The sequence below is a fragment of the Saccharopolyspora sp. CA-218241 genome (assembly GCF_050954615.1).
GTDB lineage: Bacteria > Actinomycetota > Actinomycetes > Mycobacteriales > Pseudonocardiaceae > Saccharopolyspora > Saccharopolyspora cebuensis.
Map to the genome: position 1 here is coordinate 5,174,676 of NZ_CP191860.1, position 26,629 is coordinate 5,201,304.

Annotated in this window: 21 protein-coding genes; 3 read left to right on the top strand and 18 right to left on the bottom strand. The window is 73.8% G+C overall.

Annotation, left to right across the window (positions count from 1 at the left end):
• Positions 1-26 precede the first annotated feature (26 nt).
• From ACQP0T_RS24450 to ACQP0T_RS24490, 9 genes are all read right to left on the bottom strand, one after another.
• Positions 27-2,591 carry a hypothetical protein gene (locus ACQP0T_RS24450; protein WP_433870161.1) on the bottom strand — a complete coding sequence of 855 codons (2,565 nt, stop codon included), beginning with the start codon at positions 2,589-2,591 and terminating at the stop codon, positions 27-29.
• Entirely contained in the window at positions 2,591-3,928 is a 1,338-nt protein-coding gene (gene eccB, locus ACQP0T_RS24455) for a type VII secretion protein EccB (protein ID WP_433870162.1), read from the bottom strand. The genes ACQP0T_RS24450 and eccB overlap by 1 nt, the downstream gene beginning before the upstream one ends.
• A gap of 3 nt (positions 3,929-3,931) precedes the next feature.
• The gene (eccD, locus tag ACQP0T_RS24460; RefSeq protein ID WP_433870163.1) at positions 3,932-5,329 is read right to left on the bottom strand and encodes a type VII secretion integral membrane protein EccD; all 1,398 of its coding nucleotides are present in this window, start codon (positions 5,327-5,329) and stop codon (positions 3,932-3,934) included.
• A complete protein-coding gene (eccCa, locus tag ACQP0T_RS24465; RefSeq protein WP_433870164.1) occupies positions 5,326-9,336 on the bottom strand; it encodes a type VII secretion protein EccCa in 4,011 nt (1,336 codons plus the stop codon). The genes eccD and eccCa overlap by 4 nt, the downstream gene beginning before the upstream one ends.
• Positions 9,337-9,376: 40 nt before the next feature.
• The gene (locus ACQP0T_RS24470) at positions 9,377-11,095 is read right to left on the bottom strand and encodes a hypothetical protein (RefSeq protein WP_433870165.1); all 1,719 of its coding nucleotides are present in this window, start codon (positions 11,093-11,095) and stop codon (positions 9,377-9,379) included.
• Positions 11,092-12,567: a WXG100 family type VII secretion target gene (locus ACQP0T_RS24475; protein WP_433870166.1), complete on the bottom strand. Its 1,476-nt coding sequence runs from the start codon at positions 12,565-12,567 to the stop codon at positions 11,092-11,094. Before ACQP0T_RS24475 ends, ACQP0T_RS24470 begins: the two co-directional genes overlap by 4 nt.
• A 203-nt stretch (positions 12,568-12,770) precedes the next feature.
• Positions 12,771-13,553, bottom strand: a complete 783-nt coding sequence (locus ACQP0T_RS24480; protein ID WP_433870167.1) for a hypothetical protein — start codon at positions 13,551-13,553, stop codon at positions 12,771-12,773.
• A 211-nt stretch (positions 13,554-13,764) separates the two neighbouring features.
• Positions 13,765-14,055, bottom strand: a complete 291-nt coding sequence (locus ACQP0T_RS24485; RefSeq protein WP_433870168.1) for a WXG100 family type VII secretion target — start codon at positions 14,053-14,055, stop codon at positions 13,765-13,767.
• Positions 14,056-14,099: 44 nt separating this feature from the next.
• On the bottom strand, positions 14,100-14,432 hold the full coding sequence (locus tag ACQP0T_RS24490; protein ID WP_433870169.1) for a WXG100 family type VII secretion target: 333 nt from the start codon (positions 14,430-14,432) through the stop codon (positions 14,100-14,102).
• A 240-nt stretch (positions 14,433-14,672) separates the two neighbouring features.
• On the opposite strand from ACQP0T_RS24490, the gene ACQP0T_RS24495 reads away from it, so the two are divergent.
• Positions 14,673-15,083, top strand: a complete 411-nt coding sequence (locus ACQP0T_RS24495; protein ID WP_433870170.1) for a CAP domain-containing protein — start codon at positions 14,673-14,675, stop codon at positions 15,081-15,083.
• Positions 15,084-15,114: 31 nt separating this feature from the next.
• Here ACQP0T_RS24495 and ACQP0T_RS24500 read toward each other — a convergent pair whose 3' ends face one another.
• Both ACQP0T_RS24500 and ACQP0T_RS24505 read right to left on the bottom strand, forming a co-directional pair.
• A complete protein-coding gene (locus tag ACQP0T_RS24500) occupies positions 15,115-15,747 on the bottom strand; it encodes a response regulator transcription factor (RefSeq protein ID WP_433870171.1) in 633 nt (210 codons plus the stop codon).
• Between the two features lie 68 nt (positions 15,748-15,815).
• The gene (locus ACQP0T_RS24505) at positions 15,816-17,162 is read right to left on the bottom strand and encodes a helix-turn-helix transcriptional regulator (RefSeq protein ID WP_433870172.1); all 1,347 of its coding nucleotides are present in this window, start codon (positions 17,160-17,162) and stop codon (positions 15,816-15,818) included.
• Positions 17,163-17,337: 175 nt separating this feature from the next.
• On the opposite strand from ACQP0T_RS24505, the gene ACQP0T_RS24510 reads away from it, so the two are divergent.
• The gene (locus tag ACQP0T_RS24510) at positions 17,338-18,603 is read left to right on the top strand and encodes an AAA family ATPase (RefSeq protein WP_433870173.1); all 1,266 of its coding nucleotides are present in this window, start codon (positions 17,338-17,340) and stop codon (positions 18,601-18,603) included.
• A 1,499-nt stretch (positions 18,604-20,102) separates the two neighbouring features.
• Here the strand turns inward: ACQP0T_RS24510 and ACQP0T_RS24515 are convergent.
• The 4 genes from ACQP0T_RS24515 to ACQP0T_RS24530 form a co-directional block, all read right to left on the bottom strand.
• Positions 20,103-20,771, bottom strand: coding sequence for a response regulator transcription factor (locus ACQP0T_RS24515; protein ID WP_433870174.1), 669 nt, complete (start codon positions 20,769-20,771; stop codon positions 20,103-20,105).
• A 192-nt stretch (positions 20,772-20,963) separates the two neighbouring features.
• Positions 20,964-21,311, bottom strand: a complete 348-nt coding sequence (locus ACQP0T_RS24520; protein ID WP_433870175.1) for a hypothetical protein — start codon at positions 21,309-21,311, stop codon at positions 20,964-20,966.
• 341 nt (positions 21,312-21,652) lie between these two features.
• The gene (locus ACQP0T_RS24525) at positions 21,653-22,264 is read right to left on the bottom strand and encodes a hypothetical protein (RefSeq protein WP_433870176.1); all 612 of its coding nucleotides are present in this window, start codon (positions 22,262-22,264) and stop codon (positions 21,653-21,655) included.
• Positions 22,261-22,893 (bottom strand): TetR/AcrR family transcriptional regulator, encoded by a 633-nt coding sequence (locus ACQP0T_RS24530; RefSeq protein WP_433870177.1) that lies wholly within the window; start codon positions 22,891-22,893, stop codon positions 22,261-22,263. Before ACQP0T_RS24530 ends, ACQP0T_RS24525 begins: the two co-directional genes overlap by 4 nt.
• A gap of 162 nt (positions 22,894-23,055) precedes the next feature.
• Here ACQP0T_RS24530 and ACQP0T_RS24535 point away from each other — a divergent pair, with 162 nt between their 5' ends.
• Positions 23,056-23,889, top strand: coding sequence for a slipin family protein (locus ACQP0T_RS24535; protein WP_433870178.1), 834 nt, complete (start codon positions 23,056-23,058; stop codon positions 23,887-23,889).
• Between the two features lie 6 nt (positions 23,890-23,895).
• Here the strand turns inward: ACQP0T_RS24535 and ACQP0T_RS24540 are convergent, their stop codons facing one another.
• The 3 genes from ACQP0T_RS24540 to ACQP0T_RS24550 form a co-directional block, all read right to left on the bottom strand.
• The gene (locus tag ACQP0T_RS24540) at positions 23,896-24,081 is read right to left on the bottom strand and encodes a DUF1707 SHOCT-like domain-containing protein (protein WP_345358038.1); all 186 of its coding nucleotides are present in this window, start codon (positions 24,079-24,081) and stop codon (positions 23,896-23,898) included.
• Between the two features lie 253 nt (positions 24,082-24,334).
• Positions 24,335-25,522, bottom strand: coding sequence for a M24 family metallopeptidase (locus ACQP0T_RS24545; RefSeq protein ID WP_433870179.1), 1,188 nt, complete (start codon positions 25,520-25,522; stop codon positions 24,335-24,337).
• A 237-nt stretch (positions 25,523-25,759) separates the two neighbouring features.
• Complete coding sequence (locus ACQP0T_RS24550) at positions 25,760-26,608, bottom strand: helix-turn-helix transcriptional regulator (protein WP_433870180.1); 849 nt, start codon at positions 26,606-26,608, stop codon at positions 25,760-25,762.
• Between the last annotated feature and the right edge of the window lie 21 nt (positions 26,609-26,629).

Sequence of the window (26,629 nt, forward strand, 5' to 3'; positions counted from 1 at the left end):
CTCGTCCTCCGCACCGGCACGTCCGCCTACACCAGCCCCGGCAGGACGCCGAACCGGGCGCGCGCCCCCTCGCCGACGACGCCGCTGGAGCGGGCCGCCGCCCACCGTTCCACGCAGCGCCGCAACGAGGTCCCGGCCAGCTCGTCCAGCGCGGCGCGCGCGGCCACCCGGCCCTCCTCGTCCACCTCGGAGTGCGCCAGCTCGCGGAGCAGGATCCGGCCCCGCTCCCCCTCGGCGCCCGGCTCGACGAGCTCCAGGACCTTGAAGTTGGTGCCCGGCACGAACACCACGCGGTGGTCCACCCGATCGGCACCGTCGAGTTCGAGCAGCTTGGTGCGCCGGGCCGTCATCGACCAGACCAGCACGTCGACCTCGCCCTCCTGCTCCGCGCTGGGCTCGGTCAGGGCGTGGGTGAAGCCCCACTCGGTGACCAGCGCGCGCTTCCGGTAGAGCTCCCAGTGCTCCGGCGAGGGCGAGGCCGCGAACACCGTGGCCCCCCGGTGCGAGGGCAGCTTGCTCAGCCCGGAGACCACGCAGCGGGCGAAGGGCACGTGCGGGCCGTTCGCACCGGTCCGCAGCGCGGCGTCGACCGCCGCGCCGTGCGCCTGGAGGTACAGCCGCACGGCCACGGTGTCGGTCAGCACGTCGGACGAGGACCGGGCGTCCCCCTGGAAACCCGGGTGCTCGCTGAGGACCCGGGACACCGAGTGCGCGGTGGCGTCGAACTCGCGGCTGAGCGCCTTGCGCAGCCAGGCGCGCTCCTCGGCGATGCCGGTGCTGGGCAGCAGCGCCGAGGCCCCGGGCTGGGGCACCGGCTGCGCGCGCGGCGTCGGGGCAGGCGCGGGCCGCTCCGCGGCGACCTCGGGCTCCGGTTCGGGGCTCTCCGGTTCCGGCCGGCTCTCCGGTTCGGACCGGGGCTCCGGGGGCGCGGGTTCCGGGGGTGTGGGCTCCGGGGGTGTGGGCTCCGGGGGCGCGGACTCGGTGGGGGCGGCGGGCGGCTCCGCCGGGGCACCGATGTCGGGGACCGGGGAGCTCTCCAGCCGGATCGGCATGGCCGAGGCGGGTTCGTCGCCCGACGCGGGCGGCGTGGTGGGCTCCGGCGGTGCGGTGGGCCGCGGCGGTGCGGTGGATCCGGCGGGCGGCGGGACGTCGAGGGCCGGAGGGGCGGGCGCGGGCACCGGGCTCGCGGCGAACCCGTCCGAGGGCGCGTCGACCACCGGGGAGAAGACGTCGGTGACGGCCTCCGGTGCGGGGGCGGCGGACCCCGTCACCGGGGCGCCGTTGGCCGGCGCGTGGGCCGCGCCCAGCGCGCCCCCGGCCGGAGCGGTGACGCGCACCGCCCCTCGGCCCGCCTCCGAGGCGGGCGCGATCCGGCAGCGGACCCGGGTGGCCGGGTCCAGCCGGGCCAGCACGTCCTCGGCGAGCCGGCGCATCCGGGCGGCACGGCGCTCGTCGGCGGCGTCGTAGGACAGCACGTTGACCTCCGCGCTGCCCGGCTCGGCGCGCACCGCGTCGGCGTTCTGCGCGTCCTCCGGCGGACGCACCCACAGCCCCGACTGCACGACCTCCAGGACCGCGTCCGGGGTGTACCAGTACACCGCCGGGGCGATCTGCTCCAGGCCGGTGAACGGCGGGCGGTGGCTGAGCAACACCGGAGCGTCCTGGTGCGCGGCGTGGCCGCGGGGCGCGTACCCGAGCTCGCGGGCGAAGGAGTGCCAGCCCAGCTCGCCGTCCGGCAGCATGGTGTACACGTCGGGCGCGTGGGGCGAGCCGACCGGCATCCCGGTGTAGCAGGCGACCTTGGTGTAAAGCAGGTCCGCGAGGGCCTGCCCGAGCGCGTCGCCCTCGGGCAGGTGCACCGGTCCGTACTGGACGAAGCGCACCCGGTCCCGCAGCGCGGGGTCCAGCCGGCGCCAGAACCGCGCCACGTCGTCGAGCGAAAGCGCGGGCGCGCCCGGGCAGCCGAGCACGATGGTGAGCACCTCCGGCTGGCACGGCATCCCGCGCGTCAGCCGCTCCCAGTGCCCGCCGGCGCGCGCGTCCCGGACCGCCGGGTGGATCCACACCCCGCCGGGGATCGGTTCGGCCACGCCGACCGAGCTGGTCGGCCACGACTCGACCACGCTGGCGTCCCACATCGGCCGGGGGAACCGCTTGGCTTCCCACTCCGGCGCCTTGCCGGGCCGGAACCGGACCCAGCCGCTGCCCTTGCCGGAGTGCACGAACAGCGTCCCGCCGGTCCCCCGGAAGATCACGCCGTCCGGGGCCACCACGGTGCGGCCGAGGCGCTCGGAGAGCCACTGCCCGGCCAGCGCGGTGGCCTCCCGCGAACGCCCGCCCAGCACCAGCCGGACCCCGCGCCGGTGCCGGGGCAGCAGCGCGGCGACCGAGTCCCACGCCGAGATCGGCAGGTCGCCGGGCAGGTCGACGACCACCATGTCGTGCTCGGTGTCCGGGGCCACCGCCAGCGCCATCTCCTGGGCCGCGGGGGTCATCCGGCGCTCCGGGGACACCACGAGGGCGTTGCCCACGGTCTGCTTCATCAGCGGGACGTCGGGCTCGTCGCGGCGACGCCTGGTCAGCGCGGGCATCAGCTCACCTTCCCGCCCGCGCCCACCGCCGCCCGGCTGAGCACCGGACCGGTCGGCAGGGTGGCGAGCAGCTCGTTCGAGATCGGGCGCACCGCGGCGGAGCCGAGGCCGAGGGACCGGATCGACTCGTCATCCGGCATCAGGTGCTTGGTTCCCTGGTCGGTGATGAAGTAGCGGTCGGGCACCCGCTGGCCGGCCGGGAGCGGCACCGCCCCGACCACCAGTCCGGAGCCCGGCGGCACGTGCACCGTGCCGCCCGGGGCGCTCGCCTGCCGAGGCGGGGCGAGCACGACCTCGCTGCGCACCCGGTCGCCGGCCGGGGCCTGCCGCAGGCAGAGCGCGTCACCGCCGACGTGCGGGCGGGCGCCACCGAGGTCGGGGAGCCGGTCCAGCAGCGAGCGGTCGGCCGAGCGGGGTGCCGCGGCGACCGCGGCGGCATCCAGCACCACCGGGTCGGCGGCTCCGGGCCGCACGGCCTGGAGCGCGAATTCGGTGCGGTTGAGCGGCGCGAGGCCGTCCGGCAGCAGCACGAACCGCTGCGGCTCGGCGCCGGGGACCGGCTGCTCGAAGAGCTGCCCCACCGGGTGCGCGGTGCCGCCGACCTCGGTCGTGCCCGCGCCCTCCACCGGCGCCGCCTGGAGCACCGGCCCCTCCGGCACCACGTCGAGCCACCACTGCGGTGCGGTCGCCGGACGGGCGTTGGCCATGCCCAGGGCGACCGCCACCGACGGGTCCGCCATCCGGTGCTTGCGCCCCTGCCACAGCAGGTACTGGGTGCCGTCCACCGACCGCACCGGCAGGTAGGTGCCCGCGGGCATCGCGACCGAGGCGGCGGCCGGATCGAAGTCGAGGTTGACCGCCCCGTCCGCACCGGCGCTCGGCAGGCAGACCAGCCAGCGGGAACCGACCAGGGCCTCCGCCGGGGGCAGCGTCTGCGGGGCACCCGGGATGCCGATCGGCGCCCCGCGCGGGGCTCCTTCCAGGGACGCCCGCGAGATCGATTCCACGGTGGACCCCGGACCTTGCAGCAGCTTCGCCGAGGCGTAGTTCAGCGTCGGGTGCAGCACCCCGCCGACGTTGGCGTACCGGGTGCCGGTCTCCTTCTCCACCACGATCGCGCCTTGGGCCTTCCACTTCTCGTTGCCGCCGGGCACGAAGATCCCGTAGACGCCGAACCCGACGCCGATCAGGACGGTGAGCACCAGCCCGATGATCAGCCCCGTCTTCGCCCGCTTGGCGGGGACCTCCGCGCTGGCCGGATCGCCGAGCACCAGCGCCGAGCTCATCCGGTTCATCAGGAACTGGTAGGCGTGGACGTGGTCCCGCTGGGTCTGCACGGCTCACCCGCCCAATCCGCGCGCCCAGGCGTAGAGCCCGAGCAGCTGGAACAGCAGCGGCAGCACCGCGATGGCGGTGACGGTGTCGAAGACGTTGGCCAGGTGGCCCCAGATCGGCAGCATCCGGCGGTTCAGCGGGCGCAGCGCGGCCAGCACCAGACCCACCAGCACCAGCAGCACGCCGAGGATCAGCACCGCGCGCCACCCCGGGGTGAACGTCCGCGCGAAGTGCAGCACCACCAGGCTCAGCCCGACCGTCCCGGCCACCGCCAGCGAGACCCGCTGCCACATCCCGAGCAGCGCGCGGGTGCGCAGCAGCACCGCGCTCGCCAGCACGCCGGTCAGCGTCCAGGTGACCCAGCCGGTCTCGGTCATGATCAGCGGGAAGGCCCCGACGAGCACGGCAGCGGCGCAGACCAGGGCGGCGCTGAGGTAGCGGTCGGCGTTGGTCGTGCGGTCGGCCACTTCCTCGGCACCGGCGGGGTCGATGTCCTCCTGGAGGTCCTTGGCGTTGCGCGGGAGCTGCGGTCCGCGCAGGAAGGCCGCCCGGATGGTCACCTTGGGCGCGAACACCACGATGCCGAACACGAAGGTGGCGGCGATCCCGGCGGTCTGGCCCGGGGTCAGCCCGAAGCCCACCGCCGTCCACACCGCGCCGTGCACCGCGACGGCCAGCAGCAGCGCGGCCAGGAACGGGGTGAACGGGATCCGCCGGTCGGCGAAGCGGTGCAGCACCAGCACCACCGCGGCGGCCAGCGCCGCGCTCCCGGTGCCCACCAGCAGGCCGGGCACGGTGGGGACCGCGATCCCGGCGGCCCCGTCGGCGGCGATCAGCCCGGCGATCCCGGCGAAGGCGACCCCGCCCAGCCCGGTGAGCCGGATCATCGCGACGTCCTTGACCTTCTTCGCCAGGGGCGCCGTGGCGGCGGCCAGCAGGACCCCGAGCCCGGCGGCGAACCCGCCGTGCAGCCCGGTCGGTCCCGGGCCGAGCAGGACCAGTGCGACGACCGCGGCGACCGCGCCCGACAGCGCCCGGAACAGCGGCGCGCCGTACTCGGGCTTCCACCGGTCCGGGCGGTCCTCGACGTGGGTGGCGATCCCGTCGGCGACGTCGTCGTAGTCGAGCTGCGGCAGCGGGTCGGCGGCCGGGCGCAGGTGGAGCTGCTCGCCCTCCAGCCAGTCCAGCGTCTCCGGGGTTCCGTCCTGGTCCAGCGGCTGCTCACCGAGCCGTTGCAGCACCCAGGAGCCCGGATCGTCGTCGGTGGGCTGGCGCTTGGTGTGGCTGAGCAGCACCGGCATCAGGTCGGCCACCGGGGTGGACACCGGCACCGCCAGGTCGGCCCTGCCGTCCGGGCCGTGCACGGTGATGCGGCACAGCTCCGCGACCCTGGCGCTGGTCATCGGTTCTCCTTCGCGTTCGCGTTCGCCGCCTGGGGGACCAGCGCGGGATCTCCCTCGACCAGGCCGGTCTGGATGAGCTGGATGCCGCGCCGGGTGACGAGCTGGGCGCGGCCGGGAGGCAGCGTTCGAGGGGCGGCCTCCCCGAGGAACTTGCCCTCCTCCTTGGGGTAGGACAGCAGCAGCGCCGGGGTGCCGAGCTCCCAGAGCCGACGCAGCACCGGGTCCGCCATCGCCCGCATCGCGCCGGAGGTGCTCCGCGCGATCACCAGGTGCAGTCCGATGTGGACGCCCTGCGGGAGCATCGGCAGCAGCGGGTCCAGCACCGAGCCCATCGAGCCGTTGAGCAGCTCGTAATCGTCGACCACCAGGAACAGCTCCGGGCCCGTCCACCAGTCCCGCTTGCGCATCCGCTCCGAGGAGATGTCCTGGCCCGGCAACCGCTTGGTCAGCGAGGACACCGTCTGCCCGGCCAGCTCGTGCATCCCGTCGGGGGTGAAGCCGAAACCGACGTTGTACTCGGCGGGGACCTCCCGGTCGAGGTCGCGCTGGGCGTCGCCGAGCACGATCTTGGCCTCGTCCGGGCCGTAGCGCTGCCGGATCGAGCGCAGCGCCAGGCGCAGCAGGTTGGTCTTCCCGGTGGCGCTGTCGCCCAGGACCATGAGGTGCGGGTGGGTGAAGAAGTCGTGCCACACCGGCTGCAACCGCTGCTCGTCGTGCCCCAGGGCCATCCGGAACTGCTGCTGCGGCGCGGGCAGGTCCGCGGCGAGCAGCCTGGTCGGCAGCATCCGCACCGGTGGCGCGGTGCGCCCCGGCCAGAACGCGCGCATCTCCTCGGCGACCGTCTTGGTCGCCTCCGAGACGTCGCCCGCCTCGGAGCTGCCGTCCAGGCGGGGCAGCGCGGTGAGGAAGTGGTGGCCGTCCGCGGTCATCCCGCGCCCGACCTGGTTCGGCACCGTCGCGGCCTTGCGGTGGCCGATCTCGGACTCCATCGAGTCACCGAGGCGCAGTTCGAACTTGGTGCCCAGCAGGTCGCGCAGCCAGGTGCGGATCTCCGACCACCGGGTCGCCGCGACCACCAGGTGGATGCCGAAGGACAGGCCGCGGGAGGCGAGCTCGCCGAACCGCTCCTCCAGGTCGGAGAAGTCCTGCTTGACCGTGAACCAGCCGTCCACCACGAGGAACACGTGCCCGTACGGGTCGTCGACCTCGCCGCGCTCCCGGGCCTTCAGGTACGCCCCGATCGACTCGAAGCCGCGCTCGGCGAACAACGCCTCCCGGCGCTCCAGCAACTGCATCAGCTCGGCGACGGTGCGCACCACCCGGTCGCGTTCCATCCGGGTGGCCACCGTGCCCACGTGCGGCAGTCCGGAGATCGACATCAGGCCGCCACCGCCGAAGTCCAGGCAGTAGAACTGCACCTCTTCCGGGGTGTTGTGCAGCGCCAAGCCGAGCAGCAGGGTGCGCAGCAGTGTGGACTTGCCGGTCTGCGGCGCGCCCGCGACGCCCACGTGCCCCTCCGAACCGGACAGGTCCGCGACCATCAGCTCCCGGAGCTGGTCGTAGGGCCGGTCGATGACGCCGACCGGGATGCGCAGCGGGTGCTGGTCGCGTCGCGGGTTCGCCGACATCCCGCGCTCCGGGTCGGGCACCACGCTCGGCAGCAGGCCGTCCAGGCTCGGCGCCTCGGACAGCGGCGGCAGCCAGATCTGCCGGGCGGGCGGCCCGGCGCCCTGGAGCCGGTCGATGAGGACCTCGACGAGCGACGGCGCGTCCTCACCGGACTCCGGCTCCGCGCTCGGCACGGGCTCCTCCTGGGCCTGCTCCGCCGCGATCTCCCGGATCTGGTGCAGGCTCGGGTACGGCTGTGAGCGGAAGGCGACGACCTCGGAGAACGCCCGCGCCTCGGCCGTGACCGGCGCCGAGCCCTCGCGCTCCGGGCACGGCCCCGAGACGTAGGCGCCCTTGAACCGCACCAGCGTGCTGGTGTCGATCTTGAGGTAGCCGTTGCCGGGTTCCGACGGGAGCTCGTAGGCCTTGGTCTGGCCGATGACCGCGCGGGACTCCATCGAGGAGAACGTGCGCAGCGCGATCCGGTACGACAGGTGCCCTTCGACGCGGTGGATGCGACCCTCGTCCAGCCGCTGGGAGGCCAGCAGCAGGTGCACGCCGAGGCTGCGGCCGAGCCGCCCGATGGAGACGAACAGGTCCATGAACTCGGACTTGCTGGCCAGCAGCTCGCTGAACTCGTCGACCACCAGCAGCAGGTCCGGGAACGGCACGAGCTGCGCGCCCCCGGCGCGGGCCTTCTCGTACTCGAACGACGAGGAGTAGCCGCTGGCCCGCAGCAGTTCCTGGCGGCGCACCAGCTCGCCGTTGAGCGCGTCCTGCATCCGGTCGACCAAGGTCAGCTCGTCGGCCAGGTTGGTGATCACCGCCGAAGTGTGCGGCAGCTTGTCCATGCCCAGGAACGTGGCGCCGCCCTTGAAGTCGACCAGCACCAGGTTGAGGATCTCCGAGGAGTGGGTGGCCGCGAGTCCGGTCACCAGGGTGCGCAGCAGCTCGCTCTTGCCGGAGCCGGTGGCGCCGATCAGCATGCCGTGCGGGCCCATCCCGCCCTGGGCTGGTTCCTTCAGGTCCAGCTCGACGACCTCGCCGTCGGTGGTCACCCCGATCGGCACCTGCAACCGGGAGCGCTGCACGGCCCGGGGCCGCCACTGCGCGGGCACGTCGAAGGTGCGCGCGTCGCGGATGCCCAGCAGCGTGGTGAGCTCGAAGTCGCTCTCCAGCGGCTGGTCCACCACGTCCACCGAGCCGCTGGTGCGCTTGGGCGCCATCGACCGGGCCAGCGCCTCGGCCTGCACCCGGCTGAGCCCGTCGCACCGGGCGGCCCCGGTGGTCTCCCCCACCGGGAAGCTCACCTCGCCGTCCTCGACGGTCAATCGGAGCACCTTGGGCCCGCCGGGCATCCGCCCGGTCAGGTCCAGCAGCACCACGTTGCGCAGCCCGTTGTCGAGGAATCGCGAGGACTCCGGGATCTCGACCGAGTGCGCCACCACCACGACGAGCGGCTCGACGGTGCCCGGGCGGCTGCTCGGGTCGTGGTCGGGCCGGTCGGTGATGTCCGCGCCGAGCACGTCCATCAGCTCGTCGTGGTCGCTGGCCAGCAGCCGCAGCGGTCCGGCCGCGTCGTGCGCGTCGGGGTGGGCGTTGTGCGGCAGCCACTTGACCCAGTCCCACTCGGGCAGGCTGGGCTCCCCGGTCAGCACCGCGACCCGCAGCTCGTCCGGCGAGTGGAAGGTGACGAGCTGACCGAGGATCGAGCGGACCAGGTCGACCGCGGGCTCTTGGGCCCCGGCGAACTCCACGCTGGTGAAGCTGCGCAGCCCCACCGACATCGGGATGCCCGACACCGTGCCGTAGGCCTCCTGGAACCGCCGCAGCGAGACCGCCGCGAGCGGTTCCAGGTCCTCGATCGGCTTGGTCGACGGCGCCGTGTACTCCACCGCTGCGGCCTGGGTACCCAGGCCGATCCGGGCCCGGCCGAAGTCGTCCTGGTTGGCCCGCCGCTCCCACAGCCGGGGACCGGCGGCGATCGACCACAACCAGGACGGCTCCGGGTTGTTCCACACCACGGCCCGGCGCTGCTGGTCGGCGGACTCCCGGGCCTTCTCCCGCAACTGGGCGATGTAGCGCAGGAAGTCCCGGCGCTCCGAGGCCATCTTCCGCTTGCGGTCGGCGGCGTTGCGGGTCATCTGGATGATGATCATGACCACCATCGCGCAGGCCATGGCCCCGCCCATGAGGTACATCATCGACGAGCCGCCCCGCGACGAGACCATCATGATCATCGCCATGGAGCCCATGCCCATCGGCAGGATCATCGCCATGGAGCGGAAGTCGAGCGTTGCCGGTTCCTCCATCACCGGAGGCTCCTGCAGCTCGACCACGCCCTCCGGCATCTCCGGCCCGGCGGCCCGCGGGGGCCGCTTCACCGTGATGGTGCTCATGGTTGTGCCTCGCTCGTGTCGCTCGACCCGGGAAACGGCCTCATCCCAGCACGCCGGGAGGCGGCGCGGAGGTCCGTCCGCCCCACGCAGAGGTATCCCTCACGAGCAGATCCGAGCTGGTGCGCTCCTTCTCCTCCTCTTCCTCCTCTTCGGCCTCGGCTTCCGCCTTGGCCTCGGCCTCCTGCTCGGCGCGCATCGCCGCGAGCTGCTCGCGGGTGTAGTTCGGCCCGCCGCACCGCACCGGCGATGCCTCCGGCTCGATCCGCTCACCCTCGGCGAGGTTGGCGCGCCGCCACGTGGCGAAGCCGGAGTCCTCCGGTTCCCACGGGGCGGTGTCCCGCAGCGCGTGGTCCGGAGCCGGCTCCTCCCGCTTGCGCTCGGCGGAGCCGCCCACCGGGAACGGCACCAGCCAGGGCAGCACGCCGGGGGCGTCCCAGGCCGTGGTGTCCTTGGTGGACTCGTCCTCCCGGACCACCGGGACCTGGTCCGGTGCCCACTCCGGCTCGGGCGCCTCCGGTTCGGGCACCGCGGGTTCGGGTGCCGCGGCTTCCGGTGCCGCGGCTTCCGACGGCGCGGGTTCGGGTGCCGCGGCTTCCGACGGCGGACCGGCGGCCGGGTCCGGTCGCCGGTCCCCGGGCGTGCCGGGGCCGCCGACCGGAGGCAGCACCGGGGGCACGACCGGCACGACACCGGGCATCGGCGCCGGGCCGTCCGCCACCCCGGCACGTTCCGGCGGGACCTCGCCGCCCGGCACCACCGGATCCCCTGCGGCCGGAGCGGAGCCGGCCCACGGCTCAGCACCGGCGTCGAGCAGGCCCGAGGCGTCCGAGCGCTCGGGCGCACCGGCCACCGGCGGCACCACCGGCGGCGGTGTGAGGTGGACCCAGCTCCCTCCCGGATCGGGCACCTCGGCGGCCGGGGGCTCCACCGGCGGGGCCTCCACCGGCGGCGTCTCCACCGGGGCGGCCGGCGGCGCGTCCAGACCCGGACCGCCCGGCAGGGCACCCGCCGGGGCTTCCGGATCGCCCACGACGGGCCCGGAGCCGACGGATTCCCACGGCTCGTTCCCGGCGTCGAGCAGACCCGACGAATCCGAGCGCTCCGCACCACCGCCCTGGCCACCGGCACCCGGCGGCACCATCGGCGGCGGCATCATCGGCATCCCGGGCCCGACCTGCTGCGGGCCGGCGGCCACCGGCGTCTCCGCCGGAGGTTCCTCGGCGACCGGTGCCTCCACCGGCGGGGCCTCCACCGGCGGCGTCTCCACCGGGGCGGCCGGCGGCGCGTCCAGACCCGGACCGCCCGGCAGGGCACCCGCCGGGGCTTCCGGATCGCCCACGACGGGCCCGGAGCCGACGGATTCCCACGGCTCGTTCCCGGCGTCGAGCAGACCCGACGAATCCGAGCGCTCCGCACCACCGCCCTGGCCACCGGCACCCGGCGGCATCATCGGCGGCGGCATCATCGGCATCCCGCGACCGCCGTGCTCGGAACCCTGCGGCGTCTCCGCACCGGGCGACCACTCCTCCGGCGAGGACACCTCGGGCGGGGTTCCCACCGGCGGCGTCTCGCCGACCGGCGGCGCATCCGGGACGCCCGGCAGAGCACCGCCCGGGGCCGCCGGATCGCCCACGGCCGGTCCGGAACCGAGGGACTCCCACGGACCGTTCCCGGCGTCGAGCAGACCCGACGAATCCGAGCGCTCCGCACCACCGCCCTGGCCACCGGCACCCGGCGGCATCATCGGCGGCGGCATCATCGGCATCCCACCGCGGGAGTTGCCGCCGGGCGTCTGGGGCCCGTCCGCACCGGGCGACCACTGCTCCGGCGGGGCCACCGGGGCGGCGTTCCCACCGGCGGCGTCTCGCCGACCGGCGGCGGGCTACCCACCGGCGGCGCGTCACCCACCGGCGGCGGGCTGCCGACCGGCGGCGCGCTGCCCACCGGGGGCAGGTCGCCCAACCCGCCACCGCTCGGCCCCGGGACCTCCGGGACGGGCGGCGGGGTCGTCACCGGCGGCACGTCGCCGGGCCGCTCCCGGTTCCCACCGCCGACCGGCGGCGGCGTGCGGTTCCCTCCGCCGACCGGCGGAGGTGCGCCGACCGGCGGGGGCGCGCCGACCGGCGGCGGCGTGCCGACCGGCGGCGGCGTGCCGGTGCCGTCGGGTCCACCGATGGACGCGGGTGGGTCCACCGGGGGCGGGCTGGTCACCGGCGGAGGTGTGTCGACGGCGCTCGTGGTCGTATCCGGACCGCCCACCGGCGGCGGCGAGCCCACGGGCGGCCCGTCTCCCACCGGCGGCCCCTCGCCCACCGGCGGCGGCGAGCCGACCGGCGGTCCCTCGCCCACCGGCGGTCCTTCACCGACCGGCGGTCCCTCGCCCACGGGCGGCCCCTCACCGACCGGCGGCCCATCCGGCGGCCCCTCGATCGGCGGCGGCTCCGGCGGTCCTTCACCCGGCCCGTCACCCGGCCCGCCCGGCTTGTCGATCTCCGGGGTCGGCTTGACGGGGTCGGGGATGTAGGGCTGGCCGTCGTTGGTCACGCTCCAGGTGTAGTTGTCCTGGACCTTGACGATGACATCGCGCATCGCGGTGGTCATGGCCTCGACCACTTCCGGGTCCTTGCTCACCATGACCAGTTCTTTGCCGTCGCTCATGAACGTATCGGCAATGCCCCGATCCAGCGCGAGATCGGCGTAGAAAGCGTCGTACTTGTCGACCGCTTCCCGGCCCCAGGCGAGGAAGTTGGCGTTGTGCCGGAGCGTGGTGCCGATCGAGGGGCTGTCGGACCCGCTGGCGCCCTCGCTGAGCATCAGGGCGTACGACTCGATGGTGTTGGCGAGCGTCTCCATCCTGGCCAGGAAGGCGTTCGCGGCTTCGCCCTTCCACGCGCCCTCCGGTCCCGCGGTGGCCTGGGCGTGGTCGCGGAGGCTCCGCGCGACGACCGCAAGGGTCTGCTGGGCGTGGTCGAAGTTGTTGGCCGCCTGCTCCAGGGTCATCGGGTCGACGATGTCGAGCGGATTGACGTCCGCGCTCCCGGAGATGGCCGCGGCACCGAACAACGCGGCCTTGATCTGCTTCCAGTCCCACCCGCTGAAGTCGTTCGTCCCACCTTCGGGAGCTTGCCCGTCGGCATTGCCGACGACGGTGAGGTCATCGCCCTCGATGGTCTTGGTGTTGCCGTCCTCCGAGCCGTACGTCTTCTCGTGTTCGCTCTGATCGTCGGCCACGTCCCGCTCCTACCGCCCTTGGTCACCTCGTCGCACCGGCCCGGCCCCGCCCTCGGGAGGCCCCGGCGCACCACTTCGAAAAAGCTCCGCCGCGACGCCGGAACGCGCCGCCCCGGCGGCAGGCGAGCGGCCGCGCCGCGGCGCCGCTCGGTGCACGGGCGCCGGTCCGCCTGCGCACCTCGCGAGCGCCTCCACCGCCGACCTCAGGCGCCCGGCGAGCCGCCGAGCCTGGCGGTGGAATTCACCATGAGACCTTCGACATCGGCCGCATTGGCCTTGTTGAGCTCCTCGGCGTCCTCGTAGTTCTTGAGCACCTTGAACAGGTCGTCCTCCAGGTGCTTCATCCCGAGCGTGATGTCCTCCAGGAAGCTCAGGATGGTCGGCTGGAGCCCGACCGAATCCTTGCCCTGCCCCATGACCCGGTCCCGCAAGGCGTACGCCGCACCGAAAGCCCCCGGCTTGACGTCGATGTCACCGATGTAGCCCTTGGCCGGGTCGAGCATCCCGCTGAGTTCTCCCACGGTGCCGATGAAGCGTCGAATCGCCTCGGTGCTCACCACGACCTGCTGGCCGTCGCCCTCCTCGCCGCCGTAGTTCGGGGGCTTCGGGCCGTCCCCGACCTCCGGTGGCTTGCTGTCCCCGGGGTACTCCAGGCCCGAGTCCTCGACGTAACTGTCGCCCTTCGGACCTTCCTCGTACCCGTCGGGCTTGGGCAGGTCGTCGGCAGTGCCGTTGTCCCCGAACCTCGGGTCGTCCTTGTACTCTTCCTTGGCATCGAGGTACTTCGACCAGCTACCTTCCGTCTCATCCGGACTGTCGATATGTCCCGCGGCGGCGGCGCTACCTCGCGCTTGGATGAGGTCCCGATCTTCCTCCGTCAGAATTCCTTCTTCGACGAAGGAGTCGATCTTGTTCCAATCGGCGTACTCGGTGTCCTCCCACATGTCGCTTTCGAGCCAGTAGTCGATCCCCGTCTTGTCGCTCATGACATCCTCCACGCGCTCGTTTCCAGGAAGCGGCCCCGATGGCCGCGGTGGGGACGGTCGGGAAAGCCGGGGTCACCCCGGCGGCCGAGCCGCATCGCAATTTCCGAAACCGATCGGCACCGGGCCTGGTCCAGTCCGCGGCGAGGGCCGTCGGGAGGGCTCGGGGCGCCACCCCCGACGGCCGGTCATCACCTCGAGGACGGCTCCGGCCTCAGCCCTGCCAGACCGACGAGTTGCTCCTCTCGGTCTGCTGGTACCGGTCGATGATCTGGTTGAGGATCTGCTGCGCCTGCTGCAAGGCAGTCCTCATCTGGTCGGTCTGCTGGCTCCACAGCAACTTGGCCTCGGAGTAATGCGCCTTCGCATCACCGGTCCAGTCGGCGGTGCTCTTGTCGACATCCGCGATCAAGCTGTCGAGCCTCGAGCGCACCGTGCCGCTGATCGCGTTCAGATCCGCGCTGGCCGCCATGGCGGCGCTGAAGTTTACCCCGTAGTCGGACATGTGCTCTCCTCATCAATCCGTACGTCGGTGGAGAAAGAAGCCGCTCACACCCCGGGCAGCGACGGAATAGTGTTCCCGGCGGAACCCGCGGCACCGACGTTGTCGGCCTCCGTGGATTCGTAGCTGCTCCTGTTGCCCACCATATTGGTGCTCAGATCGTTCAGCGACGCGATGATGACGTTGAAAGCCCTGCCCCAGTCGTCCATCGCCCGGTTGAACGCCACGCTGGCTTCGCCGGTCCAAGTCGACCGCAAGGTCGAGATTGTGGACATGACGTTCTGCAGGTCCCGGTTGAACTCGCCCGCGGTGCTGTCGAATCGCTGCGCGGCCTGCTGCATTCCCGCGCTGGCTGTCTGAACTGGCTGCTGCCCTGTCATGTGGAATTCCTCCCAATCTGCTCGCCGCGCACCACTTCACCGGCGCACCGGCGCGCGTGCGCGGGCACCCGCCAGTCTCGTCGCACGCTCTCCCCGCCCGCACCCGAGCGGCATCAGCCGTGCCCGAAGGCCGCGCACAGCTGCCCGAACGGGCACTTTCGCACCCGCCGTCGGCCGCGCCGGAACAATTTCGGGATATAAGGGAAACCTGCCATTCAGAATGGGAGGTGTCGGCGTCCGATGGCGCTCGGGGCGAGCCGGGACGCGGTGCGATCCCGGACCGAGGACAAGGTGGTATCGCTGGTCAACGTCGAACGGGCCCGACGCGGCCTCGGCAGGCTGGAGGTCGACGAGCGGCTGCGCCGGGCGGCGCGCGGGCACAGCGCCGACATGGCGCGGCGGAACTACTTCCAGCACCAGGGGCTCCGGGGACCCTCGCCGTTCGAGCGGATGCTGGCCGAGGGCTTCGAGGACCCCGGTGGGGAGAACATCGCCGTCGGCCAGGAAACCCCGGCGAGCGTGGTGCGCGCCTGGATGCAGAGCATCCCGCACCGCGCCAACATCCTCAACGGCGAGTTCCGGACCATCGGCGTCGGCCTGCACATCGACGGCGGCAAACTCCCCTGGTGGACCCAGAATTTCGGGTACTGAGGCGGCCGTGCCCACCGTACCGGCCGCCACCTCAACGGTCATCGGGTTCGAAGCGGTAGCCGACGCCCCACACGGTGACCAGCCGTCGCGGCCGGGACGGGTCGTCCTCGACGAGCTCCCGCAGCCGGCGCACGGTGCGCAGCACCGCGGCGGTGTCCTCCCCCTCCCACGCGCCGCGCGCCAGCTCGTCCTTGCGCCAGGTCCGGCCCGGGTGCTGCATCAGGAAGCACAGCAGCTCGAACTCGCGGTCGGTCAGCACCAGTTCCCGCCCGGACTTGCTGACCAGGCGGGTGTCCCGGTTGGCCACCAGGTCCCCGACGACCAGCACCGGGTTGCCGGGTTCGACCGCGACGCCGTCGTCCAGCAGGACACGGCGTACCCGCGCCACCAGTTCGCGCGGGCTGAACCGCCGAGGCGCGTCGTCCGGGGCGGGCCCGGTCAGGGTGAGCAGCAGCGGCCCGCTGTCCGCGCGCAGGTCGGCGTGGAACCGGTCGAGGACGAGCCCGGGCAGGGACGTGTCGAGCACCACCAGGTCCGGTGCGAGCCTGCTGACCAGCTCCAGCCCGGTGCCGCCGTCGGCGGCGACGACCACCAGGTACCCCGCCGCCCGAAGGTAGTCGCTGATCACCTCGGCGACGGTGGGCTCGTCCTGCACGACCAGCACGAGGCGCTGCGCGGGAGTGGGGACGGGGTCTGGCGATCCGGGGTGGTGCGGCGCGGGCACTGCCGTGGTCACGCGGCGAACCCGTGAGCGGTACCGGGGTCGAGGCTCCCGCGCAGGTTCGCCGCCACCAGCTCCACCCGCGACCGGCACCCGGTCCGGGCGAACAGCCTGGTCAGGTAGCCCTCCACGGTCTTCTCGCTCAGATTGAGCTCCGAACCGATCCGCCGGTTGGTCAGCCCGTCGCTGACCAGCTCGACGATGCGGGACTCGGTGCGCGACAGGGTCGGGGCCGACGCCGCGTCGTCGCGCACCACCGGGCGCGCGGCTCCGGGGGCGAACGTCCGGGCACCGGTCATCCGCGCGGCGCGCAGCCGGCGCACCGCGGCGGGGTCCTCGGCTGCTGCCCAGGCGGCCAGCGCCGGGCACAGGCACACCACGCGGTCCCAGGTCTCACCGGTCAGCGCGCCGAGCTCGACGAGCCGGTCCACGGTGCGACCGCACGCGAGGAGGTCCTCGCCGAGCGCCTCGGCCACCAGCGGCAGCTCCTCGACGCCGAGCCCGCCGAGGGCGGCGGCGCTCGCGAGCATCCGCGCTCCGAGGTCGCCGAGCTCGCGGACTCGGCGCGGCAGGTGGTGCTCGCCGGGCAACGCGATGGCCTCGGTCGGGTCGGCCAGCACCAGCCGGTCGCCCGCGCCGGTCAGCCGACCGCGCTCCCGCAGCCGGGCCACCGTGGCCAGCACCGCGCCCGGGTTGCCGTAGAGCGGGCCCAGGGCCGCGCGCAGCGCCCGGTGGACGCCGCCGTCCAGCTCGTCCCCGGTCACCGCGGCGATGTCCTCGCCGGTCAGCGGTTCCAGGTCGAGCACGTCGTCGGCCAGGGCGAACAGCTCGGACGCCGCCGCCGTGGGCGCGGCCTCCTCCCGGACCGAGGTCAGCACCAGGCAGCCGGGGCGGCGGGCGGCCAGCAGCGGCAGGAGGGGATCGGCGACGGCCGTCGCGTCGTCGACGAGCACGGCGGTCGGTCCGAGCGCACCGATCCGGTCGAACACCTCGCTGCACTCGGCCACGGCGTGCGACGACCAGCCCGGGACGCCGTCGCACGCGCACAGCCGGCTCAGCGCTCCGATGCGGTCGACCAGGGCGGGCTCGCCGAGCAGGGTGAAGTCGCGGCGCAGCGCGTCGAGGACGGCGCCGAATCCGCTCCGCCCCGCGGCGGAGCCGCCGAAGCGCACGTCGATCACCCGCGTGCCGTCGCCGCGCCAGCGCTTGGCCACGGCCTCCATCAGCCGCGTCTTGCCGATTCCGGCGGGACCGCGCAGGACGACCAGCCGACCGCGGCCGGCACCGGCGCGCGGGGCGTCGCGCAGCGCCGCCAGCACCCCGTCCCGGCCTTCGACCGCCACCTGTTCGCGTCCCATGCTCCCCTCCCCCGGCACCGCGCGGTGCCACCGGTCCTCGTCCGCCGGGAGGCACGGTAGCTCCGGAGCGGCCGGGAAAACCCGTGGTGCAAGGAGCTCGACCGGAGCATTTAAGAACTGCGCAACAACTCCGAACCCGCAGGTCAGCGGTTCAGAATTGCGTAAGGATTTCCTCATGTCCCGGCCGCTGAAGGCACCGCGGCGGCCGGGAATACTCGCGGTCGTGGTCAACTCGAAGCACCCGCTCCCGTCATCGCCCGCGCGCCCCGAACGCGGGGTCACGCCGCACCCTCGTGGACGCGCGGAGGTCATCGCCCGGGTGCTCGACGCCTGCCGCTCGGACACCCCGGTCGTCGCGGTCACCGGCCCCGGCGGCATCGGCCGCAGCCTCGTGCTGGCGCGGGTGCGCGCCGAGCTCACCGCGAGCGGCGTGACCACCGCGGAGGTCCCGGTCGTCCGGGACGAGCCGGACGCCGCCCACCTGGTCTCCCGGATCGGCGACGAACTCGGCCTGCCCGGCGTGCGCGGACCCGGCGGGGCAGGGCGGTCGCTCACCGCGCTGGCCGCGCGACGCGAGCCGGTCGTGGTCCTGCTGGACGACGCCCACCGCATCGTGCCCGAGGCGCTCGCCGCGCTGGCCGGTCCGGTGGCCGCGCTGGCCGGTTCCCAGGTCACCTTCGTCTGCTCGTTCCGGACTCCGTCCGAGGAGCACGGCGCCGCCGCGGCTGCCCTGCGGGCGCGCGGCCTGCTGCACGAGGAGCGGCTGCGCCCGCTGGGCACGGCGGACGTCGAGCGGATGCTCACCGACCTGCTGCGGGCGCTGCCCGCGCCGGGCACGGCCGCCGCGCTGCGCGAGCAGAGCCGGGGGCTGCCCGCCGTCATGCGCGCCGCCGTCGACGGGTACGCGCGGACCGGCTGCCTGCGCGTGGTCGACCACCACGCCCACCTGGTCGAGCAGCGGATTCCCCGGATGCCGCTGACCCATCCACTGTTCGCGGCGTTCGGTGGTCCCGACTCGCCGAGCTGGTCGGTGGTCAAAGCTCTGGCGCTGCTGGGACCGCTGCGCGGCGACGTCCCCGGGTTGATCGCCGAATCCACCGGCCTCCCCCGGTCCGGGTGCACGAGGCGCTGGCGGAGCTGCGGGCGAGCGGCGTGCTGCTGCCCGGGTCGAACCGCTTCCGGGTGCCGATGCTGGCGACCCTGCTCACCGCCTGCCTGGGCCCGTACGAGCGGTCCCGCACCGCGCAGCTCGCCGTGCGCGCGGTGTGGTCCGGCGCCGCGTCCTACCCGGACGGCGACCGGCTCGGGGAGCGGCTGGCCGACGCGGGCGGGCTGGTGGACCGCGACCGCGCGGCGGCCGAGCTGCTGGCGCGCGGCACCGAGGTCGCCACCCGGCGCCCCGACCTCGCCGACCGGTGGCTGCGGACGGCCGCCGAGTTGAGCACCGACCCCGACCGGCGGGCCGCCGCGCTGCACCGGCACGCCACCACCTGCGCGCTGCTCCAGCGCTTCACCTCCGCCGCCGGCTCCACCGGGCTGGTGCTGCGCGACCACCTCGACCGGCTCCCGCCCGAGGTGCGGCAGGAACTGCTGCTCGTGCACGTGGTGGCGCTGGCGGGCTCCGGCCCGGACGCGCTGCACGAGTTCCTCGCCTCGCCCGAGCCGGACCCGGTGGCCCGCGCGGTCGCGTTGTGCCTGCTGGACCGGTGGCCCGAGGCGCACGCCGAGCTCACCGCCACCCGCCCGACGTCCCCGCTCGGCAGGCTCGTGCTCCGGCTGGCCGGCGCGCCGCTGGGCATCGAGGAACCCGGGACCGGACCGGAGCCGACGAGCGGCACCGCCGCCGACGTGCGTCGCGTGCTGCTGCGTGCGCTCTCGCCCGGCCAGGACGACTCCCGGCCCAAGACCGCCGCCGCGGCCACCATCGGTGCCGCGGGCACCGGGCGGTGGGACCGCGCCCTCGACCACGCCCGGCGCGGCCTGGCCACCGCTGCCGTGCACGGCAGCGCGCCCGGCCGGACCGCCGCGGTCCGCGAGATGGCGACGATCCTCGTCGCGCGCGGGCAGCTCAACCGAGCCCGCGCCGTCCTCGCCGACGCGCGTTCGCGGCACCTGGTGCTGCCGCACCTGCTGGCCCTGCCCGAGGCGGAGCTGGAACGCGCGATGGGCGCGCAACGCCGGGCGCGGCAGCTCGTCGAGGAGGGCATCGCCGCGGCCGACGAGCGCGGCGTCGTGGCCGGCACCGCCGAGCTGTGGCTGTGGCTGGCCGAAGCGGAATTCACCGCCGGCGCGTCGGAGGCCGCGCGGCGCTGCGTGGAGCGGATCGACCGGCTCGTCGAGCACTCGGGCGAACCCCGCCACCACCAGTTGCTCGCCCACGTCGGGCTGCACCGCGACCGGGCGGCGGCGCACGAGGTGGTCGAGCTCAGCAGGCGCGCGGGCCACCCCTGGGAACTCGCCCAAGCCCTCGTCACCGTCGCGTGGAGCGGGCTGGGCGAGGAGAAGCTGCTCCTGGAGGCCTACGGCCTGTACGGCGAGCTCGACGCCCTCGTCCCCCGGGCCCGGCTGCGGCTGCTGATGCGGGAGCGGGAGGTGACCGTCCCCGGGCGGGGCGCCACCGTGGCCGAGAACGAACGGCTGCTCGCCGTGCTCATCGCCAACGGGCTCACCAACTCGCAGGTCGCCACCGTGGTCGGCACCAGCGAGAAGGGCGTGGAGGCGCGGCTCACCCGGTTCTTCCACCGCACCGGCTACCGCTCCCGCGCGGAGCTGACCACCGCCACCCTCAGCCACGAGCTCGCACCCCGGCTCAGCACCTGCTCCTGACCGCAGCACGCGGAGGTTCCCGGCCTGCTCCGCCGAGAATCGTCCTCGCTGGGGCGCCGGGAACCTCGTGAACACCGCTTCGGGTCGCCGGAGGGGCGGGATCACGGCAGGCGCTCAGATGAGCCCGGCGCGCATCGCGTAGGCGACCAGTTGGGGACGATTGCGCACCTCCAGGCGGTTGGTCATGTTGTGGATGATGTTCTTCACGGTGCGCTCCGAGTAGCAGAGCCGGTTCGCGATCTCCTCGGTGTCCCACCCGTCGGCCATCAGCCGGACCACGTCGATCTCGCGCGAGGTGAGCCCGGCGGAGTTGAGGCCGCGCGGGGCCAGCACCTCCTGCTGGAGCGCCTGCATCTGCCGCAGCAGCTCCCCGAGCAGGTTGGGCGGCAGGACACCGCCACCGGCCGCCGCCGCGCGGACCGCGCCGACCAGCCGTTCCTCGTTCGCCGCCTCCCGGTGCAGCACCGCCACCACCCGGCACTCGACCACGCTCATCAGGTGCTCGTGGTCGAGCTCCCGCGTCACCAGGACGACGGGAGCGGTGGACGCGGCGGCCGTCCGCCGCATGCTGGCCACCACGGCGGGCGTGACCCGGTCCGTCGCGAACACCAGGACGTCCACATCGGATGGTTGATCGTCCGGCGCCACGAACACGTCGAGGCTGCTCACCAGCGTCTCGGTCAGACCGACCAGCGTGATCGGGTCGGCCGCCCACACCGACACCCGCACCCGGTCGGTCCGCCGCTCGGACGTGGTCGTGCCCGGCTCGACCCTGGCTGCCATCCGCTTCCTCCGAACGCCGTCGGCCGCGGCGGTCCCGACCGCCCGCGGACTCGCGTGCTTGCCCCACGAGTCTGCGGCGGCGGAGCGGAGACGGAACGAATCAGGCGAAGCCCCCGGGGTATCCCTCGGATGAACGGCGACCGGCCCCGACCGGTGCGAGCGGCGGCGTGCCCACCGCCGCTCGCCGGTCGATCAGTGGACGTAGAAGCTCGGCCCCGGGACGGTGGTGACGTTCAGCCCGGCCCGGCCGTCGTAGGTGACCGGCCCGATCAGCGCGCCGTTGCCCTGCCTGATCAGCACCGGCTCGGGAGCGGTGCCGCGCACCGAGAGCGTGACGCAGTCGCCGGCCTGGACGACCGTGGTGGCCATGTGGCGGTCCGGGAACTCCGCCCAGGAGGCGTAGCCGCCTTCCGAGCACAGGGTGAACTGGTGCGGAACGGCCGCGTGGGCGGCGCCGAGCGGGGCCAGCGCCAGGGTGGTGCCCACGGCCAGCGCACCGGCGACACCACGTGCGGTCCAGCGCTCGATGGTGCTGCGCATGAGGGGATTCCTTTCAGCTCGGAGTGTCCTGCGCTGCCATCCAACCGAAACCCGGTGCGGCACGCCGCCTTCCACGGCGGCACGAGGCCGTCGGGGCGGGCGCCGTGCCCGAACGGCCACCACGCGGCGACCCGCGCGAGTCTCGCCGGAGCAGGCCGAGGAGGTTCCCGGCTGGCCGCGCCGGTCGGCCAGGCCGGCTCCTCGTCGGGTCGCGCATGACGGTGGAGAGCAGCATCGCGGAGCGGAACCAGCGGCCACCCGATCGTCGAACGGACCTCCGGTCGCGGCGGTGCTGCGGCCGGACGGCGCCACGCACCCGGCTCCGTCGCCGACGGCATCGCTCACCCCGGCGGGACCCGGCACATCGGGAGGTCACCGGTGCTCCGCTCGTCGCGGGGCTCGTCGAGGGCGGGATCACCGCGTCCGGCGAACGCGGGACCGGCGAGGAACCAGACCGCGGTGACGATCGCCAGCAGCAGGAGCACGGCCCAGCACGGGTGCGTGGCGGCGGCCTCGATGGTGGGCGGCAGGGGCCGGCCCTCCAGCGCGATCAGCACCAGCAGGCCGGCGGCAGCGGTGGCGGCGGCGGCCACCAGGCGGAACCACTCGTGCCAGAGCGCCCGGACCTCGGCGGTCGAGCCCTTGGCGGGCTTGGACGGCCGCGGGCCGCCGGCGAAGCGGTACCGGAACCACGCGTCCACCCCGCGGACGAGCGGGCGCCCGAAGGCGACCGTGACGCCCAGGTACACCACCGCGAACGCGTGCGCGCGGGTCGGCTCCGCCCCGCGCACGACGTCGATGCCGACCAGGGCGACCAGCGCGAGGTCCGCGAGCGGGACCACGGCCAGCACGGCGGAGCCGGCCCGCCGGGTCCCGGCGAGGTACCGCAGGCCCAGCCCGCCGAGCAGGAACACCCAGAACGCGGCTTCCGCCGCGAGGATCGCGACGATCACGACGCCTCCCGGGCGGGTGCGAGCCCGCGCAGGTGCCCGTCGAGGACGTCGAACATCCGCTCGACTCCCAGCAGCTCCGGTGCGGTCAGCCGTCGCAGCACCAAGCCGTCCATGACCACGGCCAGTTCCCCGGCCGCGGCCGTCGGGTCGAGGTCGGCCCGGGCGGCTCCGGTCAGCACCAGGTGGTCCAGGCACCGCTCGTAGAACCGCTGCAACTCCTCGTGGACCCGGCGCGCGGTGGGCTCCAGCGGCCGGTGGACGACGGCCTTCACGATGAACTGGAGGTGCGCGTGGAAGTCCGCCGCGCTCTCGGCGGTCGTGGGCAGCAGGTCGAGCAGCGCCGCCCGCACGCGGGCGCGGGCGCGCGCCGGGCTCGCCGGGCCCTCCGCCGCGTCGGCGCCCAGGGTGTCCTCGACCCGCGCGGTCATCCGGCGCAGCAGCTCCTCCATGGCGAACACGTGCAGCTCGTCCTGCGTGGCGAAGAAGTGCCGCACCGAGCCGGCCGACAGGCCGGTCTCGGCGGCGACCGCGCGCACCGAGGCCGCCTCCAGCCCGCCCTGCCGGATGAGGCGCCAGACGGCATCGGCCAGCACCCGGCGCCTGGCCTCGGAATCGATCGTTCGCACCACACCGCTCAAACTAGCACAGGTGTAATAGTTTGGGGTCGGAATCGGTCCCGTGAGGCGGGTGGGTCGCGGGGAGACCTCGGGTACCCCCGCCACGAGGCGCATTCCGGCGCTCGGGCGGACGATGCGGGGAGGTTGCGCCAGGCGAGAGGGAGGTGTGCGCCGATGGGCGTGGTGTGGACGGCGATCGTCATCATCGTCCTGCTCGTGCTCTTGATCGTGGGCACGGGATTGCGCGCCGTGCAGCAGTACCAGCGCGGTGTGGTGTTGCGCTTCGGCCGGTTGCTCTCCCCGGTGCGCCAGCCGGGGCTGCGGGTGATCGTGCCGTTCGTGGACCGGATGGAGAAGGTGCCGGTCCAGACCCTCGTGCTCGACGTTCCCGCGCAGGGCGCCATCACCCGGGACAACGTCTCGATCGGGGTGGACGCGGTGGTGTACTTCCGCGTGTCGGATCCGGTGAAGGCGGTGATCAACGTGTCGGACTACCTGCACGCCACGTCCCAGGTCGCGCAGACGTCGCTGCGCTCGGTGATCGGCCGGGTCGACCTGGACACGCTGCTGACCGACCGGGATCAGGTCAACGGCGAGCTGCGCGGCGTCATCGAAACCCCGACCGACGAGTGGGGCATCAGCATCGACCGGGTCGAGACCAAGGAGGTGTCGCTGCCCGAGGGGATGCAACGCTCGATGTCGCGGCAGGCCGAGGCCGAGCGCGACCGGCGGGCGCGGGTGATCAACGCCGACGGCGAGCTGCAGGCCTCGCAGAAGCTGGCCGAGGCCGCCGACGCGATGGAAGCCGCGCCGGGCTCGTTGCAGCTGCGCCTGCTCCAGACGGTCGTCGACGTGGCGGCCGAGAAGAACAGCACCCTGGTGATGCCGTTCCCGGTCGAGCTGCTGCGCTTCTTCGAACACGCCACCGGCCAGACCCCCGAGGCTGGCACCGAACCGGCGCGGCGACGCGACGACCGCGACCAGATCGACCGGAGCGGGCCGACCTGACCGGCGCTACCAGAGGTTGCCCGGGAGGTCCCGGGTCAGCTCCGCCAGCTCGCCCCGGGTCGTGCTCGCGTAGGCCGCGGCGATGCGCTCATCGCACTCGGCCACCGCCAAGCGCCCCTGGGACAACGCCCGCTGGAGCCGCTCGACCACCTGCTCCCGCTCCGCGTCCGAAGCGCGAACTTCCTCGTCCACCACCGCACTCCACCGATCGCAGTTCCCGCGCAACTCCCGCCAGGCTAACCGTCCCGCCACCGCACGACAGCGGACGCGGCGGCGCCCTCGGGCCGGTCGGCCCGGCGGCCGGGTTCCGGCAACCTGCCCGGCGCGCCTCGCACGGTGCAGCAGATCTCCGGAGTCGTGCCGGTCAGCCATCACCGGCTACGGTTCGGTCGCTCGACCGCACGCGTCGCGGTGATGCCCGGAAGCCGCCGCTGGACCTGGAAATTCAGTCCCCGGCTGCGCGGAGCAGTCGCGCCGAGTACGGGTTGAGTTCGACGGGCATGTCCTCGCCGACGAGCACCGTGCCCCCGAGGTGGACCAGATGGCGTCCGAACGCGTAGTTCGGCTCGAAGGCGAAGCTCATGCCGGGTACCAGTTCCAGGTCGGGCAGGAAGGCGGGGTGGTCGGGTACGCGGGGATATCCTTCGGCACCGGAAATCCGGCTGACGAGCCCGCGGCCCTTGCCCACGGACAGGCCGGGGTTGAGCGAATGCACCGCGATCAGGAACGACCAGCCGTCGGCGGCGTCGAGGGGCTCGTGCATGGCGTCGACCACTTCACCGAACGTGCGTCCCGGGCGCAGCGCTTCCAGGCCCGCGTCGTAGGCGGCGCGCGCGACGTCCGCAGCGCGGTGGAAGTCCTCGTGCACGTCGCCGACGGCGATGGTGACCTGGCTCTGGGTGTGACGCCCGCCGAAGCGGGAGAACACTTCGGCGTAGACGACGTCCCCGTCGCCGAGGACCCGAGGGGCTTGCGGGCGGTATCCCCACGCCGGCGGCCCCGCCGCGACCACGTCCGGTCCGGACCACAGGTGCATGGCCGGGGGCAGTGATCCGCGACCGTACCCCGCGGCCATGCCCGCTGCGTACACGCGGCTTTCCGGAACGCCGGGAGCGGCGGTGGCCACCATGGCCTGCACCATGGCGTCGCCGATCCCGGCCGAGTGCCGCACCACGGCGATCTCTTCCCGGCTCAACCGCATGACGAGCTGCCCGAAGGGCAGGTCCACCGGACGAAAATCGGCCCCGGGGAGGCGGGACACGACCTCGCTCCACAATCCGTGCGGAATGATCCCTTCGGGGTGCCACGGCATGTGGGGCCCCAGACCGACGACACCGATCGCCGTTTCGGCCAGCCCGAGCCGGTCGAGCGTCTCGATGATCGTCCCGGAAGTCCGCGCCCCGCGGAGATCGTGCGGGGGAATCCACATGGTCTCGCCCCGGCGGGAGGATTCCAGGTGGTCCATGATGAACATGGGGCCGGGCAGCAGTGCGATCGGCTCGCCGGTCCGGGGGAAGATCACCGTCGCACCGGGTCGGCCGTTGGTGAACCAGGTGTCGTAGGCGACCGGGGCGGGGCCCGCGTCTTCGTGCTCGCCGAAGACCAGCAGCGCATCGACTCCTTCGCGGGCCATGAAGTCCCTGGCCAGGTCCCACCGGCGGTCGCGCTCGGCTGTCGAAAAGATCGGTACTGGCGTTTCTGGCATGGTGTCCCGTTCCTCCCGGGGCGTTTCGTCGACTCGGCGGATCAGCGAAGCCGACGGGCCCTCGCATCAGGTGCGTGCTCGATGGACGAGCCCCACTCTGCGGCGGCTCGCGAGGGGCAACCAGGACCAGACCGTCCCCGGGTGCGCGCTGTCGGCGCGACCCGGTCATCGGAGCGTCCGGAAGTCCTGCGCTCCGATCGTTCGCAGCAGTTCGAGCTTCTCGCGTGCGTCGGTGCCCTCGGTCGGGAAGAACGCCAGCACCTTGGTGTCCGCCTCGGGTGAGAGCAGCGCCTCGCAGGTCAGGTGCAGCACACCGACCTCGGGGTGCAGGAACCTCTTGCGGTCGAAGCGGTGCACAGCGACCTCGTGGCGTTCCCACAGAGCGCGGAACTCCGGACTGCGCTCCAGCAGACCGCGGACCAGCTCGGCGATGTCGGCATCACCCCCGCGCCGCGCATGGGCCGCCCGCAGGTCGCCCACGTGCGCGCGGGAATGCCGTGGCCGGTCCGCCTCCGGGAAGCAGGCGCGCGAGGCCGGCTCGGTGAACCACTGCCACACCACGTTGCGGGAGCGGCCGGACTGATTCGGCGTCGTCCACCCCAGCGCGAGCTCGGCGAGGGCGTTCTGCCGCAGGACCTCGCCCAGATCAGTGACGACGCAGGCCGGGACGTCGTGGAGCCGGTCCAGCAGGCTCATCAGCCCGGGCCGCACGTACCCACCGGAGTGGCGTGCCGGCGGGGAGAACCCCGCCAGGTGGTACAGGTGGTCGCGCTCATCGGGATCGCAGCGCAGCGCGCGAGCCAGCGACGCCACGATGGCCTCGGACGGATTCGCGCCGCGGCTCTGCTCCAGGCGGGCGTAGTAGTCGGTGGAGATGCTGGCCAGTTGAGCGACTTCGTCGCGCCTCAGGCCGGGTGTGCGGCGCCGAACGCCCTCGGGCAAGCCGACGTCGGCCGGGCGGAGCAGCTCCCGGCGACGGCGGAGGAAGTCAGCGAGACCAGGTCGGTCGATCACGCTCCCAGTACACCTCAACAT

Coding starts and splice junctions, on each gene's coding strand:
- ACQP0T_RS24450 (WP_433870161.1), bottom strand. CDS start 2,591: ATGCCCGCGCTGACCAGGCGTCGCCGCGACGAGCCCGACGTCCCGCTG.
- eccD (WP_433870163.1), bottom strand. CDS start 5,329: ATGACCAGCGCCAGGGTCGCGGAGCTGTGCCGCATCACCGTGCACGGC.
- eccCa (WP_433870164.1), bottom strand. CDS start 9,336: ATGAGCACCATCACGGTGAAGCGGCCCCCGCGGGCCGCCGGGCCGGAG.
- ACQP0T_RS24470 (WP_433870165.1), bottom strand. CDS start 11,095: ATGATGCCGCCGCCGATGATGCCGCCGGGTGCCGGTGGCCAGGGCGGT.
- ACQP0T_RS24480 (WP_433870167.1), bottom strand. CDS start 13,553: ATGAGCGACAAGACGGGGATCGACTACTGGCTCGAAAGCGACATGTGG.
- ACQP0T_RS24485 (WP_433870168.1), bottom strand. CDS start 14,055: ATGTCCGACTACGGGGTAAACTTCAGCGCCGCCATGGCGGCCAGCGCG.
- ACQP0T_RS24490 (WP_433870169.1), bottom strand. CDS start 14,432: ATGACAGGGCAGCAGCCAGTTCAGACAGCCAGCGCGGGAATGCAGCAG.
- ACQP0T_RS24495 (WP_433870170.1), top strand. CDS start 14,673: ATGGCGCTCGGGGCGAGCCGGGACGCGGTGCGATCCCGGACCGAGGAC.
- ACQP0T_RS24505 (WP_433870172.1), bottom strand. CDS start 17,162: ATGGGACGCGAACAGGTGGCGGTCGAAGGCCGGGACGGGGTGCTGGCG.
- ACQP0T_RS24510 (WP_433870173.1), top strand. CDS start 17,338: ATGTCCCGGCCGCTGAAGGCACCGCGGCGGCCGGGAATACTCGCGGTC.
- ACQP0T_RS24515 (WP_433870174.1), bottom strand. CDS start 20,771: ATGGCAGCCAGGGTCGAGCCGGGCACGACCACGTCCGAGCGGCGGACC.
- ACQP0T_RS24520 (WP_433870175.1), bottom strand. CDS start 21,311: ATGCGCAGCACCATCGAGCGCTGGACCGCACGTGGTGTCGCCGGTGCG.
- ACQP0T_RS24535 (WP_433870178.1), top strand. CDS start 23,056: ATGGGCGTGGTGTGGACGGCGATCGTCATCATCGTCCTGCTCGTGCTC.
- ACQP0T_RS24545 (WP_433870179.1), bottom strand. CDS start 25,522: ATGGCCCGCGAAGGAGTCGATGCGCTGCTGGTCTTCGGCGAGCACGAA.